Consider the following 16,639-nt stretch of genomic DNA (forward strand, 5'->3'; position numbering starts at 1 on the left):
CCACACCTTATTGCTGCCTCTCAAGCCTTCGGGCAAACTGCCCGCCGTTCGATTCCGACCTGGGAAATACTCATGCACGCCATCATGCTCAAAGCCAAGCTGCATCGCGCCGAAGTCACCCACGCTGTACTCGATTACGAAGGCTCCTGCGCCATCGATGGTGAATGGCTGGACCTGTCCGGCATTCGTGAGTACGAGCAGATCCAGATCTACAACGTCGACAACGGCGAGCGCTTCACCACCTATGCCATCCGTGGCGAAGAAGGTTCGCGCATGATTTCGGTCAACGGCGCCGCCGCGCACAAGGCCAAGGTTGGCGATCGCGTGATCATCTGCGCTTACGCTCATTACAGCGAAGCCGAACTGCTCAACTTCAAGCCGCGCATGCTCTACATGGCACCGGGTAATGAACTGAGCCACACCAGCAACGCCATTCCGGTCCAGGTCGCCTGATCCGATCCCTGTCTCTTCCGTTTGTCGGACCATTCCTAACTTCGATGTTAAAAAAGTACCGGAAACAGGTCAGACAAAGTCAAGACAGATCATTGCGCGGGGTTTACTGTAGTCGCCCTGCGCCATGAAATCGTGTCGACGCAGTTGACCGGAACGCCCACCCACAGCGCTCCGGGATTTTTAGTGTTCAAAAGGCCGTTCAAGTAATAAGGAAACCCGCAGCGATGGCGTATTACCGCACTCCTCACGACGTTACCGCTCTGCCTGCCTGGCAAGCGCTGAATGACCACCGCCAAGCCATGCAGGATTTCAGCATGCGCGAAGCTTTCAATGCCGATCCGCAGCGTTTTACTCAATTCACCCTCAGCAGCTGCGGCCTGTTTCTCGACTATTCGAAAAACCTGATCAACGCCGAGACCCGCAATCTGCTGGTGGGCCTGGCCAACGAAGTCGACCTCAAGGGCGCGATCAAGTCGCTGTTCGATGGCGAAATCGTCAACTCTTCCGAAGGTCGTCCGGCCCTGCACACGGCCCTGCGCCGCCCGGTCGGCGACAAGCTGTCGGTCAATGGCGTCAACGTGATGCCCGAAGTGCACAAGGTGCTGAACCAGATCACCGACCTCGTCGGCCGTATCCACGACGGTCTGTGGCGCGGCTACACCGAAAAGCCGATCACCGACGTGGTGAACATCGGCATCGGCGGCTCCTTCCTCGGCCCGGAGCTGGTGTCCGAAGCCTTGCTGTCCTACGCCCAGAAAGGCGTGCGTTGCCATTACCTGGCGAACATCGACGGCAGCGAATTCCACGAACTGGCCATGAAGCTGCGCGCCGAGACCACGCTGTTCATCGTCTCGTCGAAATCCTTCAACACCCTTGAAACCCTGAAGAACGCCCAGGCCGCCCGTGCCTGGTACCTGGCCCAGGGTGGTTCGGAAGCCGAGCTGTATCGCCACTTCATCGCGGTTTCGAGCAACAACGCCGCCGCCGTGGCGTTCGGCATCCGCGAAGAAAACATTTTCCCGATGTGGGACTGGGTCGGCGGGCGCTACTCGCTGTGGTCGGCCATCGGTTTGCCGATTGCCCTGGCCATCGGCATGTCGAACTTCAAGGAGTTGCTGTCCGGTGCCTACACCATGGACCAGCACTTCCAGACCGCGCCGTTCGAACAGAACATGCCGGTGCTGCTGGCCTTGCTCGGCGTGTGGTACGGCAACTTCTGGGGCGCGCAAAGCCACGCGATCCTGCCGTACGATCACTACCTGCGCAACATCACCAAGCACCTGCAACAGCTGGACATGGAATCCAACGGCAAGAGCGTGCGCCAGGACGGCAAGCCCGTGTCCACCGACACCGGGCCGGTGATCTGGGGCGGTGTCGGCTGCAACGGTCAGCACGCCTACCACCAGTTGCTGCACCAGGGCACCCAACTGATCCCGGCTGACTTCATCGTGCCGATCGTCAGCTTCAACCCGGTGTCCGACCACCACCAGTGGCTGTACGCCAACTGCCTGTCGCAGAGCCAGGCGCTGATGCTCGGCAAGACCCTTGGCGAGGCCGAAACCGAACTGCGCGACAAAGGCATGAGTGACGCCGAAGTGCAAAAACTCGCGCCACACAAGGTGATCCCGGGCAACCGTCCGAGCAACACCCTGGTGGTCGAGCGCATCAGCCCGCGTCGCCTCGGCGCTCTGGTGGCGATGTACGAGCACAAAGTCTTCGTGCAAAGCGTGATCTGGGGCATCAATGCTTTCGACCAGTGGGGTGTTGAGCTGGGCAAAGAGCTGGGCAAAGGCGTCTACAACCGCCTGGTCGGCAGCGAAGAAACCCCGGCCGAGGACGCCTCGACCCAAGGGCTGATCAATTACTTCCGTGGTCGTCACCGCGGGTGATCGGCTGAAGGGGCGGTTAGCCCGCCCCTTCAAACGGCACCGGGTTTACTGCAAAAACGGTGGCGTGCACTATCACTGTAGGAGCTGCCGAAGGCTGCGATCTTTTGATCTTCAAAGCAACGTCAAAAGATCGCAGCCTTCGGCAGCTCCTACGAGGGTCGCACAGCTCCCCTCTTGAACCCTTTGACCTCTCGGCGCATCTTTATCTTTGTCGCAAAACAAGAATAAGGAACCGTCATGTTCGATATCAGCACGTTCCCCAAAGCCGATGCCGTCCGCCGGGCCGCGCAATTGAGTCAAGACGACTATCAGCGCCTGTACCGCCAATCCATCGAACACCCCAGCACCTTCTGGGCCGAACAGGCCACGCGTTTTCTCGACTGGAGCGCCCCCTGGGAAACCGTCCAGCGCTACAACCTGAAAACCGGTGAAGCCACCTGGTTTGCCGGCGCGCAGTTGAACGTCAGCTATAACTGCATCGACCGGCACCTGGAGAAACGCGGCGATCAGGTCGCCATCATCTGGGAAGGCGACGACCCTGCCGACTCGACATCGATCACCTACAAAAAACTGCATGAAAACGTCTGTCGCCTGGCCAGCGTGCTGAAAAGCCGTGGCGTGAAAAAAGGCGACCGTGTGTGCATCTATATGCCGATGATTCCCGAGGCGGCCTACGCCATGCTGGCCTGTACCCGCATCGGCGCGGTGCACTCGGTGGTGTTCGGCGGTTTCTCCCCGGACTCGTTGCGCGACCGCATTCTCGACGCCGACTGCCGCACCGTGATCACTGCCGATGAAGGTGTGCGCGGCGGCAAGGTCGTGCCACTCAAGCAGAACGTCGACAAGGCGCTGCAAAGCTGCCCGGACGTGAGCACCGTGCTGGTGGTCGAGCGCAGCAAGGGGTCGGTGAACCGGGTCGAAGGACGAGACATCAAGTACCAGCAGGCACTGAGCGAAGCCAGCGCCGATTGCCCGCCCGAGCCGATGGACGCCGAAGACCCGCTGTTCATCCTCTACACCTCCGGCAGCACCGGCAAACCCAAAGGCGTGCTGCACACCACCGGCGGTTACCTGCTGCAAGCAGCGATGACCTTCAAGTACGTGCTGGACTACCGCGACGGCGAAGTCTTCTGGTGCACCGCCGACGTCGGCTGGGTCACTGGCCACAGTTACATCGTCTACGGCCCGCTGGCCAACGGCGCGACCACGCTGATCTTCGAAGGCGTGCCGAACTACCCGAGCACCTCGCGCTTCTGGCAGGTGATCGACAAGCACAAGGTGAACATTTTCTACACCGCCCCGACGGCCCTGCGCGCACTGATGCGCGAAGGCCCGGAACCGTTGAAGCAAACATCCCGCGCCAGCGTCAGGCTACTCGGCACGGTCGGCGAGCCGATCAACCCGGAAGCCTGGGAATGGTATTTCCATGAGGTCGGCCAAGAGCGTTGCCCGATCGTCGATACCTGGTGGCAGACCGAAACCGGCGGCATCATGCTCAGCCCGCTGGTCAGTGCCCAGCGGATCAAGCCCGGTTGTGCGACACAACCGATGTTCGGCGTGCAACCGGTGCTGCTCGACGAGCAAGGCAAGGAAATCAAGGGCGCCGGCAGCGGCGTACTGGCCATAAAATCCAGCTGGCCGGCGCAGATCCGCAGTGTCTATCGCGACCCGCAACGCATGGTCGACACCTACTTCAAACCCTACCCCGGCTACTACTTCACCGGTGACGGCGCACGGCGCGATGAAGATGGCGACTACTGGATCACCGGGCGCATCGACGATGTGATCAACGTGTCCGGCCACCGTATCGGCACCGCCGAAGTGGAAAGCGCCCTGGTGCTGCACGAGAGCATCGCCGAAGCCGCTGCGGTCGGATATCCCCACGACATCAAGGGCCAGGGCATCTATGTCTTCGTCACGCCCATGAACGGCGTCGAAACCAACGATGAACTGAAGAAGCAATTGCTGGCCCTGGTCAGCAAGGAAATCGGCAGTTTCGCCAAACCGGACTTGATCCAGTGGGCCCCGGCCTTGCCGAAAACCCGCTCAGGCAAGATCATGCGGCGCATCCTGCGCAAGATCGCCTGCAATGAACTGGACAGTCTGGGTGATACTTCGACCCTGGCAGACCCGAGCGTGGTGCAAGGGCTGATCGACAAGCGCTTGAACCAGTAACCTACAGGCGCGGCCAGTGGCCGCGCCCTCCTCTTTCATCACTGAGTGGCCATGGAATTCATCCGCACCCGCATCGAAACCCAGATCATGAGCCTGACCGGTTTGTCTTTGGGCAAACTCGACCTGGAAAACCCCAAGGGCGACCCCGGGCTGTTCGGGCCGGACTCGGTGAGCTGGCAAGTCCATGGCGATTTCAGCAGCATGCTGATCGGTGGCATCAGCGCCCTGATGCTGCAGGCCCTGCACCCGCTGGCATTGGCCGGGGTCTGGGACCATTCGAACTTTCGTGAAGACATGCTCGGCCGGTTGCGCCGCACCGGGCAGTTCATCTCCGGCACCACCTTCGGTTCTCGACAGGATGCCGACTGGCTGATCGAAAAAGTCCGCACCATTCACCTGCAAGTGACCGGCACGGCACCGGATGGGCGCCCTTACGCAGCCAGCGATCCTGATCTGCTGACCTGGGTGCACGTCGCGGAAGTGAGCAACTTCCTCGCCGCGCATTTGCGCTATCGCAATCCACATTTGTCCCTCGCGGATCAGGATCGTTATTACGCCGAGATTGCCTTGGTTGCCGAACGTCTTGGGGCGCGTGATGTGCCCCGTTCACGGCAGGAAATTTCCGATTACCTTGAGCGCGTTCGCCCGCAATTGTTGTGCGATGAACGCAGTCGCGAAGTGCTGCGCCTGCTATTGAACGCCCCCGCCCCCAGCCGTCTGGCCAAGCCCTTCGGCGGCCTGATGATGCAGGCCGGGATCGACCTGCTGCCGGACTGGGCCAGCGACATGCTCGGCGTCAGCCAGAACCCGCTGCAACGCAAGCTGATCCGCGCCAGTGTCAATCGCAGTGCGCCGATGCTGCGCTGGGCGGTGCGTAACGGGTCAGTGCAGCGGGCTAAACGGCGGATGGGGATTACTTAGAAAGAACAAAGATCAAAAGCTTCGCGAGCAAGTCGGTCCCGCGCCAAAACTGTTAAACTCCCGCGCCCAATTCCCTCCTGCAAGGCGCCCAGCATGTCTTCCTTGAATCAGGCGCTGCGCGCCGCCCTCGATCAACGCCAGGACCTGCTCGCCGAACTGCACCAGCAAGGTACCGATTGCTATCGCCTGTTCCACGGCAGCCAGGAAGGCGCCGGTGGCCTGACCATCGACCGCTACGGCCCACAATTGCTGGTGCAAAGTTTCCACCAGGCGTTGGAGCGCGAGACGCTGCTGCAACTGCACGAAGCGATCAATCAATACCTGGGTTTTGAAACCCTGCTGGTCTACAACGACCGCTCCCGTGGCAACTCGCGCATCGATCGCGAAGACATCGTCTACCGCGCCGACGAAGCCGCCCTGCAAGACCTGGTCGGCCACGAGTGGGGCCTGAAGTATCGGGTGCGAGGGCGCCATGCCGGACAGGACCCGCTGCTGTTCCTCGACCTGCGCAACACCCGCGGCTGGGTCAAGGATCACAGCAAGAACAAAAGCGTGCTGAACCTGTTCGCCTACACCTGTGGTGTCGGCCTCAGTGCTGCCGCCGGTGGCGCGCGCGAGGTGTGCAACCTGGACTTCGCCGAAGGCAACCTGGCGGTCGGTCGGGAGAACGGCCAACTCAACCCGCAGTTGCCGACCATGGAATTTATCCAGTCCGACTACTTCCCGGCCATTCGCCAACTGGCCGGGCTGCCGATCAGCCAGCGCCGCGGGCAAAAGCTGCCGAGCTATCAGCGCCTGGAACAGCGCCAGTACGATCTGGTGCTGCTGGACCCTCCAGCCTGGGCCAAGAGCGCGTTCGGCACCGTCGACCTGCTGCGCGACTACCAAAGCCTGCTCAAACCCGCCTTGTTGACCACCGCCGACAACGGCGTGCTGATCTGCTGCAACAACCTGGCAAAAGTCAGCATGGACGACTGGCGCGAACAGGTTTTGCGTTGCGCGGAAAAGGCCGGACGGCCGGTGCGTGAATGGACCATGATGAAGCCAGGCGCCGATTTTCCGTCGTTGGATCAACAGCCACCGCTGAAAACCCTGATTCTTCAGCTCTGACCGTCCTCGGAGAAATCTGAAATTTCCTGAACAGGCCGATCACTTCGGAACCGGAAACGCATGCCATACTCCAAGGCTCTCCGATTCAGACAGATGAAGCCGCACATGTACAAAGGATTGATTCGCGCCATTGGCGCCTTGTTGACTGCTCTGGCCCTCTACAGCTTGCTGGGTTTTCTGATTTTACCGGGTGTCGCGTTGCGCGTTGCCAACCAGCAACTGGCCAGCTACGCCACTACACCCGCGACCATCCAGCGGATCGAATTCAATCCGTTCAGCCTTGAACTGACCCTTTGGGGCTTGAACATCGGCGAACCCGGCAAGGAGCAGGTCGGTTTCGAGCGCCTGTACGCCAATCTGCAATTCGACAGCCTGTGGACCAAGGCGGTGCACCTGTCTGATGTCGAGCTGACCAAGCCCAAGACCGAAATCCTGTTCAGCAAGGACGGCAAACTCAACCTGCTCGGGCTGTTCAAGCTACCAGAGAGCGAACCCACGCCGGCCGACCCTGATGCCAAGCCGTTTCCGCTGCGCATCGAGCGGATCAAACTGGCGGGCGGCGCCGTACACTTTGAAGATGCCCGGCCCAGCGAACCCATCGAGTTTCTCTACGACACACTCGATTTCGAGCTGAAGAACCTCAGCACCCTGCCCGATGACAGCGCCGACATGACCCTGGTGGCCGTCGGCCCCAATGGCGGACAGATCGACTGGACCGGCAACTTCAGCCTGATCCCGATCGCCTCCGAAGGTAAGCTGAAAATCACTGATGGCAAGATGAAAGCCTTTTGGCCCTATGTGCGCGATGCCGTGCCACTGGATCTCGAAAACGGCGTCATGAGCATCAGCACCGACTACAAACTCAACCTGACCAAGGAAACCGAGCTGCTGCTAAGCAATGTAGCGGTCAGCATCGCCCCCTTCGCGATCAAGGCGCCGGATGGCCGGCCGCTGGTAAAGCTTGAGCGCCTGGACGTCAGCGAAACCACCGTGGACCTGGCCAAACAGCAAGTGGTGGTCGGCAAGATCCGCAGCCACAAACTGGAAACCTGGGCCGCGCTGGAATCGGACGGCCAACTCGACTGGCAGAAACTGTTCGCCAGCCAACCGTCAAAACCCACCGCAAAGGCCAAGGCGGATGCCGAACCGACCAGCACTCCGGCGGCGGCAGACTCACCCAAGCCTGAACCGACTGCCCCGGACAAGCCCTGGCAGGTGCTGCTCAAGGATGTGCAACTGCGCGACTACCAGGTGCATCTGGCGGACCGCAAGGCACAACCCGCCGTCGCCCTGGAACTGGGTCCGCTGAACCTTGACCTGCAAAACTTCGACAGCCTCAACGGTTCACCCTTTACCCTCAAGCTCGATAGCGGCGTGGGCAAGCAAGGCAAGATCATGGCCGACGGCGAGGTCAACCTGGCTCCGGTCAGCGCCAGACTGAAGGTACAGACCAAGGACATCGACCTGCGGGTTGCCCAGTCCTACATCACGCCGTTCATTCGCCTGGAACTGCGCAGCGGCATGCTCGGCAGTGATCTGGCGGTCGACCTGAAAAGCACCGAGCCCCTGGCGTTCAACGTCACCGGCCGCGCCCAGGTCGATCAGCTCCATACCCTGGACACCCTGAAAACCCGCGACTTCCTCAAGTGGCAACAGGTCGTGGTCGAAGGCCTGAACTATCAGCATGGGGACAGCCTGTCGATCGACAAGATCAACCTGTTCCAGCCCTATGCGCGCTTCATGATCAACGATGATCGCACCACCAATATCGATGACCTGCTGATTCCGCAACCGGCGGACTCCGCGGCAAAACCGGCGGCCAGCAAACCGGCCAGCAAAGAAAAACCCTTGGGCATCCACATCGGCGGCATTTTCATCAATGACGGTTCGGCCAACTTCGCCGACTTCAGCCTGACCCCGAACTTCGCCACCGCCATCCAGCAACTCAACGGGCAGATCGGCACCATCGACAGCCGCCAGCCGAAACCGGCCAGTGTCGACGTCAAGGGCAAGGTCGATCGCTACGCGCCGGTGACCATCAAGGGCTCGGTCAATCCGTTTGACCCGATGGCCAGCCTCGACATCGCCACCAGCTTCAAACGCGTGGAGCTGACCACGCTGACGCCCTACTCCGGCAAGTTCGCCGGCTACCGTATCCGCAAGGGCCGGCTCAATCTCGACCTGCACTACCAGATCACCAAGGGTCAGCTCAAAGCTGAAAACAAAGTGGTGGTCGAACAACTGGAACTGGGTGAAAAAGTCGACAGCCCGGATGCCGTGAGCCTGCCGCTGAAACTGGCCGTTGCCTTGCTCAAGGACGTCGATGGCAAGATCTCCATCGAACTGCCGGTCACCGGCGACCTGAACAACCCTCAGTTCAGTGTCATGCCGATTATCTGGCAGACCTTGCGCAACCTGGTCGTCAAGGCCGCGGCAGCGCCGTTCAAACTGATTGGCGGGCTGGTCAACGGTGGTGGCTCGGAAGACCTGGGCAGCGTTTCATTTGCAGCGGGTTCCAGCGAATTGGGCAAGGACGCCGAAGGCGCCCTGGACAAACTGTCCAAGGCGCTCAAGGAGCGTCCGGCCCTGCGCCTGGAAATCGAAGGCACCGCCGCCCAGAGCAGCGATGGCCCGCTGATCGCCGAACAACGCCTGGAACGTGAATACCAGTACAACTACTACAAAATGCTCCAGCGCCGCGGTGACAAGGTCCCGGCCCAGGCTTCGTTGCTGGAAGTGCCGGACGGGGAAAAAGGCCCGCTGCTCGAAGGTATCTACCGCACCCGCCTGAAAACCCAGCCCCCCGCCGAATGGAAGGATCTGGGCAAGGAAGAGCGCACCGCGAAAATGCGTGCCGAGGTGATCAAGTTCTGGAGCTCCAGCGACGTGCTGTTGCGTCAACTGGGCCAGGAACGCGCCAGCAGCATCAAGGATTACCTGGTCGACAAGGCCCAGTTGGAAGATGACCGGGTGTACTTCATCGACGCCAATCTGGGCGAAGCGCAAAGCGACGGCCGCGTGGTGACGCCGATGCATCTGGATGCCGAGTGATGAATCGGCGGCTGGAGTCTGCTCGCGATGGCGACCAAACAGTCGACATCGATGTCGCCTGAAAGTCTGCCATCGTCGGAACGCCGCCCGGAGCAAGCTCGCTCCCACAATTGATTTTCAGCGCCACACATAGAACAGGCCCCGGCAAAAATGCACGGGGCCTGTGACGGCCACATCCTTATGGCCTTTCGCATGAACTCTCAGGTTGCAACAGGCGTATGACTCTGCCCGTCTGTCGCGCCTTCTCCCGGTCCAGGCGAGAAGTCTTGCCTTACTCGGCTTTGAGGCCGTCAGCGGAGACCGCCTTGACGCCTTTGATTTTCTTGGTGATGGCCACAGCCATTTCTTTTTGCGAATCGGTCACGGCGGTGGTCGACGACAGCGATACCACGCCTTTGTTGGTTTCAACCTTGATGTCGCTACCTGGAATGCCTTTTTCGGTCATCAGGTCAGCTTTGACTTTGGTGGTGATCCAGGTATCGGAAGTAGCTTCTTTCGCTTCGGTCATTTCACCGGCAGCCAGCACCATTGGCGACTGGGTTGCCTGGGTGGTTTGAGCAAACGCGGCGTTGGCCATGGTCAGGGTCAGCGCGGTAGCAGCAGCGGCAGTGATAGCGAACTTCTTCATACGAGTAACTCCTGTTTTTCGGAAAGTCTGCCGGGTGTCTTGCCGGCAGGGTTATCTGGGATATTGCGAACGCTATGCCAACTTTGAAACAAAGAACAAAGCTTTATAAATCAACAAGTTATAAAATCAGCCAAATTTCGAAATCATGCAAAATGCACGAGAAGCACAAACTCTGCATGCAAGTTGCGGGTTTATGGAAAGTTCCTAAGATGCTGAAATTTCTGAGCTTTATCTGCAGCATTTGACGACAGGTCGACAAACAGGAAAAACCCCGCAAAAGCGGGGACTTGATTCAGCACTTCATGCCGCAGACCCGGAACAACCTTTAGGCAAGTAGTCCTCGGAAACGCTGCTCTTGCATGACCAACCTTTGGTTTCGTCCCGTGTCAGGGTAACGGTTTTGTCCTGGACCACCCCCGGGGCATTGCGCAACGTACAAACGATTGATCCCGCTCCCGCCTGCGTTGTAGCCGTCACAGACAGGGCGCAGTGGTTGGTCGATGCCTTGCCAGCGGGTGCCACGTTGGCAATTGTCGGGGTTTCCCCCTGGTTGATCACATCCTCGAACGGCACCTTCATTGCAGTCAGCTCGGCCAGTGCCGCCGTGACCTTGGCCCGGGCCTGGTACTTGGAATACATCGGCAGGCCCAGTGTTGCCAGGATCCCGATGATCGCCACCACGACGAGCAACTCGATCAGGGTAAAACCTTTCTGATTGTTCATGTACAAGCTCCATGCATGAGTCGAAGGCTCATGACCTGCCCCATGGCAGCACAGCCTGTGCCAAGGCCAGAAGCCCCTGTTGGCAGGGGCTTGGTGGCCCGCAAAGCCCTTACCTACTACCAGGATCAGCACTATCTGACGTTTTTTGTCACCTCACCGAGTGGGTTTGGCCCCGTCCCTTGACTAGGCTATAAGAGCAGTTCAATCGGAATACCCAGGACTGAATATGGCGGTCAAGGCAGCGAAAATCAGCGTGTATGCATGGGAAGGCATCGACCGCAAAGGCACAAAAGTGACCGGCGAACTCAGCGCTCAAAACCCGGCGCTGATCAAGGCGAAACTGCGCAAGCAAGGCATCAGTCCCGGCAAGGTGCGCAAGAAAAACCCTTCGGTTTTCGACATGGGCAAGCGCATCAAGGCCCAGGACATTGCCCTGTTCACCCGGCAAATGGCGACGATGATGAAGGCCGGCGTGCCGTTGTTGCAGTCGTTCGACATCATCGGCGAAGGCTTCGACAATCCGGCCATGCGCAAGCTGGTGGACGAACTGAAACAGGAAGTTGCGGCAGGCAGCAGTTTCGCCGCCACCCTGCGCAAGAAGCCCCGGTATTTCGATGAGCTGTATTGCAACCTGGTGGATGCCGGCGAGCAGGCCGGTGCCCTCGATACCCTTTTGGAGCGGGTCGCAACCTACAAGGAAAAAAGCGAAAGCCTCAAGGCCAGGATCAGGAAAGCCATGACCTACCCGCTGGTGGTGGTGTTCGTCGCGGCGATTGTCACCGGGATTCTGCTGGTCAATGTCGTGCCGCAGTTCGAATCCGTGTTCAAAGGCTTTGGCGCCGAACTGCCGGCCTTCACCGTGATGGTCATTGGCCTGTCGCAATTCATGCAGGCCTGGTGGTGGGTGGTCCTTGGCGCGCTGGTCACAACGGCCTTCGGCGTGCGCCACGCCCTCAGGACATCCCCTGCCTTCCGTGACCGGATGGACACCTGGCTGCTGAAACTGCCGCTGGTGGGCACCCTGATGCACAAGTCCGCCGTGGCCCGGTTCGCCCGTACACTGTCGACCACTTTCGCTGCCGGCGTGCCGCTGGTGGAGGCCCTGGAATCAGTGGCCGGTGCGACCGGCAATGTCGTGTTCAAGCACGCGGTATTGCGCATCCGGCAGGACATCTCGACCGGCATGCAATTGCACTTCGCCATGCGCACCTGCGGCGTCTTTCCGAACATGGCGATACAAATGACTGCAATCGGCGAAGAGTCCGGCACCCTGGACGCTATGCTCGACAAAGTCGCGGGGTTCTACGAAGACAACGTCGATAACATGGTCGATAACCTCACCAGTCTGATGGAGCCGTTCATCATGGTGGTGCTGGGTGTTATCGTCGGTGGACTGGTAGTTGCCATGTACCTGCCGATCTTCCAACTTGGCTCAGCGATCTGACATGCCCTTGAATGAAATCCTGATTCACTCTGCGCTGGCCTTTGTCGTTCTCGCAGGCATCACCGGTCTGCTGGTCGGCAGTTTTCTCAATGTCGTGATTTGGCGCCTGCCGAAAATGCTCGAACGCGACTGGCGCGAGCAGGCCCATGACATTCTCGGCCTGCCTGGCGAAACGCCACTGCCGACTTACAACCTGTTGCTGCCCCACTCCCAGTGCCCGCACTGCGGTCACCGCATCCGCGCCTGGGAAAACATCCCGCTGCTCAGTTATTTGTTTTTACGCGGCCGCTGCTCAGCCTGTGCGGCAGCGATCAGCCCGCGCTATCCGTTGACCGAACTGGCCTGCGGTCTGTTGTCGGCGTTTGTGGCCTGGCACTTTGGCTTCGGTTGGCCAGCCGCCCTGGTGCTGATCCTGAGCTGGGGGTTGCTGGCGATGAGCCTGATCGACGCCGAACATCAGATATTGCCGGACGTACTGGTGCTGCCGTTGATATGGCTGGGGTTGATCGTCAACAGCTTCGGCCTGTTCGTGTCGTTGCACGAGGCGCTTTGGGGGGCGATTGCCGGCTACGGCCTGCTGTGGTCGGTGTTCTGGCTGTTCAAGCTGGTCACAGGCAAGGACGGCATGGGCTACGGCGATTTCAAGCTGCTGGCGATGCTGGGCGCCTGGGGTGGCTGGCAGATTTTGCCCCTGACCATCCTGCTGTCCTCGCTGGTAGGTGCCATTATCGGGCTGATACTGCTGCGCTGGCGCAACGCAAAAACCTCGACGCCGATCCCTTTCGGCCCCTATCTGGCCATTGCCGGCTGGATTGCGTTGCTCTGGGGTGGTCAAATAACCGACCTCTATTGGCAGTTTGTCGGTTTGAAATGAATAGCCCTGTGGAAAAACCCTGGATTCTCGGCCTGACCGGCGGCATCGGCAGCGGCAAAAGTGCGGCCGCCCAACACTTCATCGACCTGGGCGTGCATGTGGTCGATGCCGATCATGCCGCTCGCTGGGTAGTGGAACCCGGCCGCCCGGCACTGGCACAAATCGCCGAACACTTCGGCCCCGGCGTGTTGCAGGCCGACGGGCAACTGGACCGCGCGGCGCTACGCAAATTGATCTTCGAAGTGCCTGAAGAGCGCCGCTGGCTGGAGGCCCTCCTGCATCCGCTGATCGGCGAGGAAATCGCTCACCACCTGGCGCTGGCAAAATCGCCTTATGCGATTCTTGTTTCGCCGCTGCTGATCGAGTCCGGACAATACGCCATGACCCAACGGGTGCTGGTGATCGATGCCCCCGAACAATTGCAGATCGAACGCACCCTGCAACGTGACCAGACCAGCGAGCAGCAAGTCCAGGCGATCCTCAAGGCCCAGTCCAGCCGCCAGGATCGCGTGAGCCATGCAGACGACGTCGTGGTCAATGACCGCGACCTTGCCTGGCTGCACAGCGAGGTCGAACGCCTGCATCACTTTTATCTATCTTTGCGTGGAGGCCAGTCATGAGCCAACCAACAACCGTCGAATGCCCAACCTGTGGCGCCCCCGTGGAATGGACCGCCGAAAGCAAGTTCCGGCCATTCTGCTCCGACCGCTGCAAACTGATCGACCTGGGTGCCTGGGCGTCCGAAGAGCACAAGATTCCGGTGGCTCCCGATGCCGAGGACGAGATGTTCAGCGGTGACTTCGACCCGCGTCACTGATCCATCGAATGGGCGATTCCAGGTCTTGATGCGGATCAGGACTTGGGATCGTCGTCCTTCCAGGGAGCCGAGAGGTAACGGGTGCGGTTGAACGTTTCCAGCCACTCCGGGCAGAACACCACCAGCGCACTGACGATCATGCCGTTGATAAACGCTTCGGGGAAAATGATCAGCCACAGGTAACCGACAAAATCCTCAAGCCAGTACGGCATCTCGAAACGCTCGTCGAACCACAGCAACCAAAGCGCCAGCAGCAGGCACAGCAACGCCGACAGCGCCGCCGCAAAAAATCCGGAAACGAAGATATACACGAAGGGATTTCGTGGCTGCGCCCGCTCCACCAGAATGGCGCAGCACTCGGTGACCAGCACCGGCAGCGCAATCAACAGCGCGCCATTGACCCCGGCCGCCGCCAGGTCCTGTCGACCGAGCAACACCAACCCCGTTTGTGCAACCAACCCGCCAACCAGCGCCAACGGCCAGTCCAGCAGCAGCGTCACCGCTGTCATGCCGATGAAGTGGTAAGACACGCCGGTATCAAAGTCGCGCCGCACCAGCCACAACAGAAACAGCGCAAACACCGTTCCGAGCAGCAGATGCTGACGACGGCTGTCGGTGAACAGCTCAACCCATGGCGCGCGACAGATCGCCCAGATCAACACCGGCGCATAGATCAGCCAGCCGACCGCAAGGGTTTGCGATGACAGCAACTCTGCACCGATCATGGCTACGCGCGCCTCCCAGGCGAAGAACAACAGATCTTCAGTCTACACCGCCACTCGCCCGCCCTTCGACTTCAAGCCCAATGCCGCGGATCGCTCATCACCGCGTCATGTTCGGCGAACAGCTTCGGTAGCTCTGACTTGAGAAAGTCCACCCGGGTGCGGACCTTGCCATCGAGAAAACGTCGCGAAGGATAGGGCGATGACTGTTACGTTTTATGTAAGGCTGCATCCCTGGTTCGCCCCTTTATCCGTCGGTGGCAAAGACTAAAATTCAGACATCGAATCCGACACGGAGCATGCCAATATGAAAACGTTGATCAGCCTGTTGCTGACCGTCATCGCCACCTCGGCCATGGCCGCCGACAACGAGCCCCTCGCGGTCCTGTACAACCCGGCGCAGCCACTGGACATCGCCAAGGTGGTTTCGGTGTCCGACACGGCGACTGCGTGCGGGGTTGTACCGGCGACCATGGAATACATTGATCATCAAGGACAGGCCCATCGCGTGACCTACAACGTCATGGGTGATTGCACCAGCAACCTGTGATCGCCAGGCTCACAGCAAGGTCCATGTGTAGCTGAGGATCAAGCGGTTCTCGTCGATATCACTGCGGTAGTTGGAACGTGCCATCGCGTTGCGCACACGGATGCCAAGGCCTTTGAGGCTGCCGCTCTGCAACACATAGCCGATATCCAGGTCACGCTCGCGATCCTTGCCTTCATAGCCCTTGCCGGTATCGACGTTATTGCCGCTGATGTAGCGCACGGTGCTGGTCAGCCCCGGTACGCCGAGCGCCGCGAAGTCGTAGTCGTAGCGCGCCTGCCAGGAACGTTCATCGGTGAAGGCGAACTCATAGGTCGGCACTTCGTTGCCCAACGGCGAGATGTTGGCAAACACCCGTGGGAACGCACTGTCACCGAACATGCCCTGATAGCCGACGTAAAACGTATGGCCGCCACGCTTGGCCGACAGCAACGAGAAGAACGCCTGGTTGTCGATGTTACCCAGCAGTTTGTTGCCGTCCTCGCGCGAATCGTAGTAACCGAGGTTGGCGCCGAGGATCCAGTCGCCCACCGGCTCACTGTGCTTTAAACCCAGAAAACGCTGGTTGTAGATATCTTCCAGTTGCCCGTACCAGGCGCTGATCGAGCTGCGCTTGTCGTTGAAGACATAATCAGCGCCGGCAAAATTGAAACCGTCACTGCTGACCTGGCGCTGCGGCACGTGCCCCAGCATTGCTTGCATCTTTTCGTCGCCAGCCTCGTTGCGCAGGCTGGTTGAACTCAAGTGACCACCCTGCAGCGTCAGGCCATTGATCTCGTTGGAGGTGATGCTTGCGCCCTGATAACTGGGTGGCAGCAGACGAATATCACTGAATACCAACACCGGCAGATTGGGTTGCAGCTCACCGACTTTCAGTTCGGTTTTGGAGTAGCGCATCTTCAACGCGCCTTCCAGTCGGCTGTAGTTGTCCGCCGCGCGGCCGTCGCCCTGCACCGGCAGCAAACCGGTATTGGTCCGGTCCGGGGCACTGTCGAGCTTGAGGCCGAGCAAGCCAATGACGTCCACCCCAAACCCGACGGTGCCCTGGGTGTATCCGGACTTCACATTGAGGATGAAACCCTGTGCCCACTCTTCAGCCTTCGATTGCTGGTTGGCGCCGACGATGTCGGAATAGTCGCGACTGAAGTAATAATTGCGCGCCTGCAACGTCGCGGTGGTGTCTTCGATAAAGCCTTTTTCAGCGGCCATCGCACCTGTGGATAAACTCGAGACGACAGCCAGGGACAACGCCGAACCAGTTGTTGGGAGAATCTGTTTCATCGTT

The 16,639-nt window shown here is 59.8% G+C and carries 15 protein-coding genes and 1 pseudogene; 11 read left to right on the forward strand and 5 right to left on the reverse strand.

The genetic code is table 11. From position 1 onward, the window contains the following. The first annotated feature begins 72 nt into the window (after window positions 1-72). The 6 genes from panD (at window position 73) to ACMDB8_RS23660 (ending at window position 9,599) form a co-directional block, all read left to right on the forward strand. Window positions 73-453, forward strand: a complete 381-nt coding sequence (gene panD / locus ACMDB8_RS23635; protein WP_003228271.1) for an aspartate 1-decarboxylase — start codon at window positions 73-75, stop codon at window positions 451-453. Window positions 454-677: 224 nt separating this feature from the next. Further along, on the forward strand, window positions 678-2,342 hold the full coding sequence (gene pgi / locus ACMDB8_RS23640; RefSeq protein ID WP_056728640.1) for a glucose-6-phosphate isomerase: 1,665 nt from the start codon (window positions 678-680) through the stop codon (window positions 2,340-2,342). 237 nt (window positions 2,343-2,579) lie between these two features. Then, the gene (acs, locus tag ACMDB8_RS23645; protein WP_409078805.1) at window positions 2,580-4,517 is read left to right on the forward strand and encodes an acetate--CoA ligase; all 1,938 of its coding nucleotides are present in this window, start codon (window positions 2,580-2,582) and stop codon (window positions 4,515-4,517) included. 51 nt (window positions 4,518-4,568) lie between these two features. Continuing rightward, complete coding sequence (locus ACMDB8_RS23650; RefSeq protein ID WP_223541983.1) at window positions 4,569-5,438, forward strand: oxygenase MpaB family protein; 870 nt, start codon at window positions 4,569-4,571, stop codon at window positions 5,436-5,438. A gap of 93 nt (window positions 5,439-5,531) precedes the next feature. Beyond that, window positions 5,532-6,548, forward strand: coding sequence for a class I SAM-dependent rRNA methyltransferase (locus tag ACMDB8_RS23655; RefSeq protein WP_056728646.1), 1,017 nt, complete (start codon window positions 5,532-5,534; stop codon window positions 6,546-6,548). 60 nt (window positions 6,549-6,608) lie between these two features. After that, window positions 6,609-9,599, forward strand: a complete 2,991-nt coding sequence (locus tag ACMDB8_RS23660) for a DUF748 domain-containing protein (RefSeq protein WP_223541984.1) — start codon at window positions 6,609-6,611, stop codon at window positions 9,597-9,599. Between the two features lie 271 nt (window positions 9,600-9,870). On the opposite strand, the gene ACMDB8_RS23665 is transcribed toward ACMDB8_RS23660, so the two are convergent. After that, on the reverse strand, window positions 9,871-10,227 hold the full coding sequence (locus ACMDB8_RS23665) for a BON domain-containing protein (protein WP_056728649.1): 357 nt from the start codon (window positions 10,225-10,227) through the stop codon (window positions 9,871-9,873). A 300-nt stretch (window positions 10,228-10,527) separates the two neighbouring features. Then, a complete protein-coding gene (locus ACMDB8_RS23670; protein WP_056728651.1) occupies window positions 10,528-10,950 on the reverse strand; it encodes a pilin in 423 nt (140 codons plus the stop codon). A 226-nt stretch (window positions 10,951-11,176) separates the two neighbouring features. On the opposite strand from ACMDB8_RS23670, the gene ACMDB8_RS23675 reads away from it, so the two are divergent. From ACMDB8_RS23675 to yacG, 4 genes are read left to right on the forward strand one after another with little or no spacing between them, the layout of a single operon-like run. After that, window positions 11,177-12,394 carry a type II secretion system F family protein gene (locus tag ACMDB8_RS23675; protein WP_409078806.1) on the forward strand — a complete coding sequence of 406 codons (1,218 nt, stop codon included), beginning with the start codon at window positions 11,177-11,179 and terminating at the stop codon, window positions 12,392-12,394. Between the two features lies 1 nt (window position 12,395). Next, complete coding sequence (locus ACMDB8_RS23680; RefSeq protein WP_056728655.1) at window positions 12,396-13,268, forward strand: prepilin peptidase; 873 nt, start codon at window positions 12,396-12,398, stop codon at window positions 13,266-13,268. Further along, complete coding sequence (coaE, locus tag ACMDB8_RS23685; protein WP_046041800.1) at window positions 13,265-13,888, forward strand: dephospho-CoA kinase; 624 nt, start codon at window positions 13,265-13,267, stop codon at window positions 13,886-13,888. The genes ACMDB8_RS23680 and coaE overlap by 4 nt, the downstream gene beginning before the upstream one ends. After that, window positions 13,885-14,085: a DNA gyrase inhibitor YacG gene (gene yacG, locus ACMDB8_RS23690; RefSeq protein ID WP_007970539.1), complete on the forward strand. Its 201-nt coding sequence runs from the start codon at window positions 13,885-13,887 to the stop codon at window positions 14,083-14,085. Before coaE ends, yacG begins: the two co-directional genes overlap by 4 nt. Window positions 14,086-14,120: 35 nt before the next feature. Here the strand turns inward: yacG and ACMDB8_RS23695 are convergent, their stop codons facing one another. Both ACMDB8_RS23695 and ACMDB8_RS23700 read right to left on the reverse strand, forming a co-directional pair. Next, the gene (locus tag ACMDB8_RS23695; RefSeq protein WP_409078841.1) at window positions 14,121-14,810 is read right to left on the reverse strand and encodes an energy-coupling factor ABC transporter permease; all 690 of its coding nucleotides are present in this window, start codon (window positions 14,808-14,810) and stop codon (window positions 14,121-14,123) included. Window positions 14,811-14,881: 71 nt separating this feature from the next. Next, window positions 14,882-15,004 (reverse strand): annotated as a pseudogene (locus ACMDB8_RS23700) (LysR family transcriptional regulator); the annotation flags it as partial. Between the two features lie 110 nt (window positions 15,005-15,114). Here ACMDB8_RS23700 and ACMDB8_RS23705 point away from each other — a divergent pair. Then, a complete protein-coding gene (locus ACMDB8_RS23705) occupies window positions 15,115-15,357 on the forward strand; it encodes a DUF2790 domain-containing protein (protein ID WP_056728659.1) in 243 nt (80 codons plus the stop codon). Between the two features lie 9 nt (window positions 15,358-15,366). Here ACMDB8_RS23705 and ACMDB8_RS23710 read toward each other — a convergent pair whose 3' ends face one another. Further along, a complete protein-coding gene (locus ACMDB8_RS23710) occupies window positions 15,367-16,635 on the reverse strand; it encodes an OprD family porin (RefSeq protein ID WP_223541985.1) in 1,269 nt (422 codons plus the stop codon). Window positions 16,636-16,639 lie beyond the last annotated feature (4 nt).

This window comes from Pseudomonas monachiensis, from assembly GCF_047345015.1.
Lineage (GTDB): Bacteria > Pseudomonadota > Gammaproteobacteria > Pseudomonadales > Pseudomonadaceae > Aquipseudomonas > Aquipseudomonas monachiensis.

Bases quoted from the DNA above. Each gene is read 5' to 3' on its own strand.
- ACMDB8_RS23655 (WP_056728646.1), top strand. From the start codon at position 5,532: ATGTCTTCCTTGAATCAGGCGCTGCGCGCCGCCCTCGATCAACGCCAG.
- ACMDB8_RS23675 (WP_409078806.1), top strand. From the start codon at position 11,177: ATGGCGGTCAAGGCAGCGAAAATCAGCGTGTATGCATGGGAAGGCATC.
- ACMDB8_RS23665 (WP_056728649.1), bottom strand. From the start codon at position 10,227: ATGAAGAAGTTCGCTATCACTGCCGCTGCTGCTACCGCGCTGACCCTG.
- ACMDB8_RS23695 (WP_409078841.1), bottom strand. From the start codon at position 14,810: ATGATCGGTGCAGAGTTGCTGTCATCGCAAACCCTTGCGGTCGGCTGG.
- yacG (WP_007970539.1), top strand. From the start codon at position 13,885: ATGAGCCAACCAACAACCGTCGAATGCCCAACCTGTGGCGCCCCCGTG.
- panD (WP_003228271.1), top strand. From the start codon at position 73: ATGCACGCCATCATGCTCAAAGCCAAGCTGCATCGCGCCGAAGTCACC.
- ACMDB8_RS23705 (WP_056728659.1), top strand. From the start codon at position 15,115: ATGAAAACGTTGATCAGCCTGTTGCTGACCGTCATCGCCACCTCGGCC.
- ACMDB8_RS23710 (WP_223541985.1), bottom strand. From the start codon at position 16,635: ATGAAACAGATTCTCCCAACAACTGGTTCGGCGTTGTCCCTGGCTGTC.
- pgi (WP_056728640.1), top strand. From the start codon at position 678: ATGGCGTATTACCGCACTCCTCACGACGTTACCGCTCTGCCTGCCTGG.
- ACMDB8_RS23680 (WP_056728655.1), top strand. From the start codon at position 12,396: ATGCCCTTGAATGAAATCCTGATTCACTCTGCGCTGGCCTTTGTCGTT.
- ACMDB8_RS23660 (WP_223541984.1), top strand. From the start codon at position 6,609: ATGCCATACTCCAAGGCTCTCCGATTCAGACAGATGAAGCCGCACATG.
- ACMDB8_RS23670 (WP_056728651.1), bottom strand. From the start codon at position 10,950: ATGAACAATCAGAAAGGTTTTACCCTGATCGAGTTGCTCGTCGTGGTG.
- acs (WP_409078805.1), top strand. From the start codon at position 2,580: ATGTTCGATATCAGCACGTTCCCCAAAGCCGATGCCGTCCGCCGGGCC.
- coaE (WP_046041800.1), top strand. From the start codon at position 13,265: ATGAATAGCCCTGTGGAAAAACCCTGGATTCTCGGCCTGACCGGCGGC.
- ACMDB8_RS23650 (WP_223541983.1), top strand. From the start codon at position 4,569: ATGGAATTCATCCGCACCCGCATCGAAACCCAGATCATGAGCCTGACC.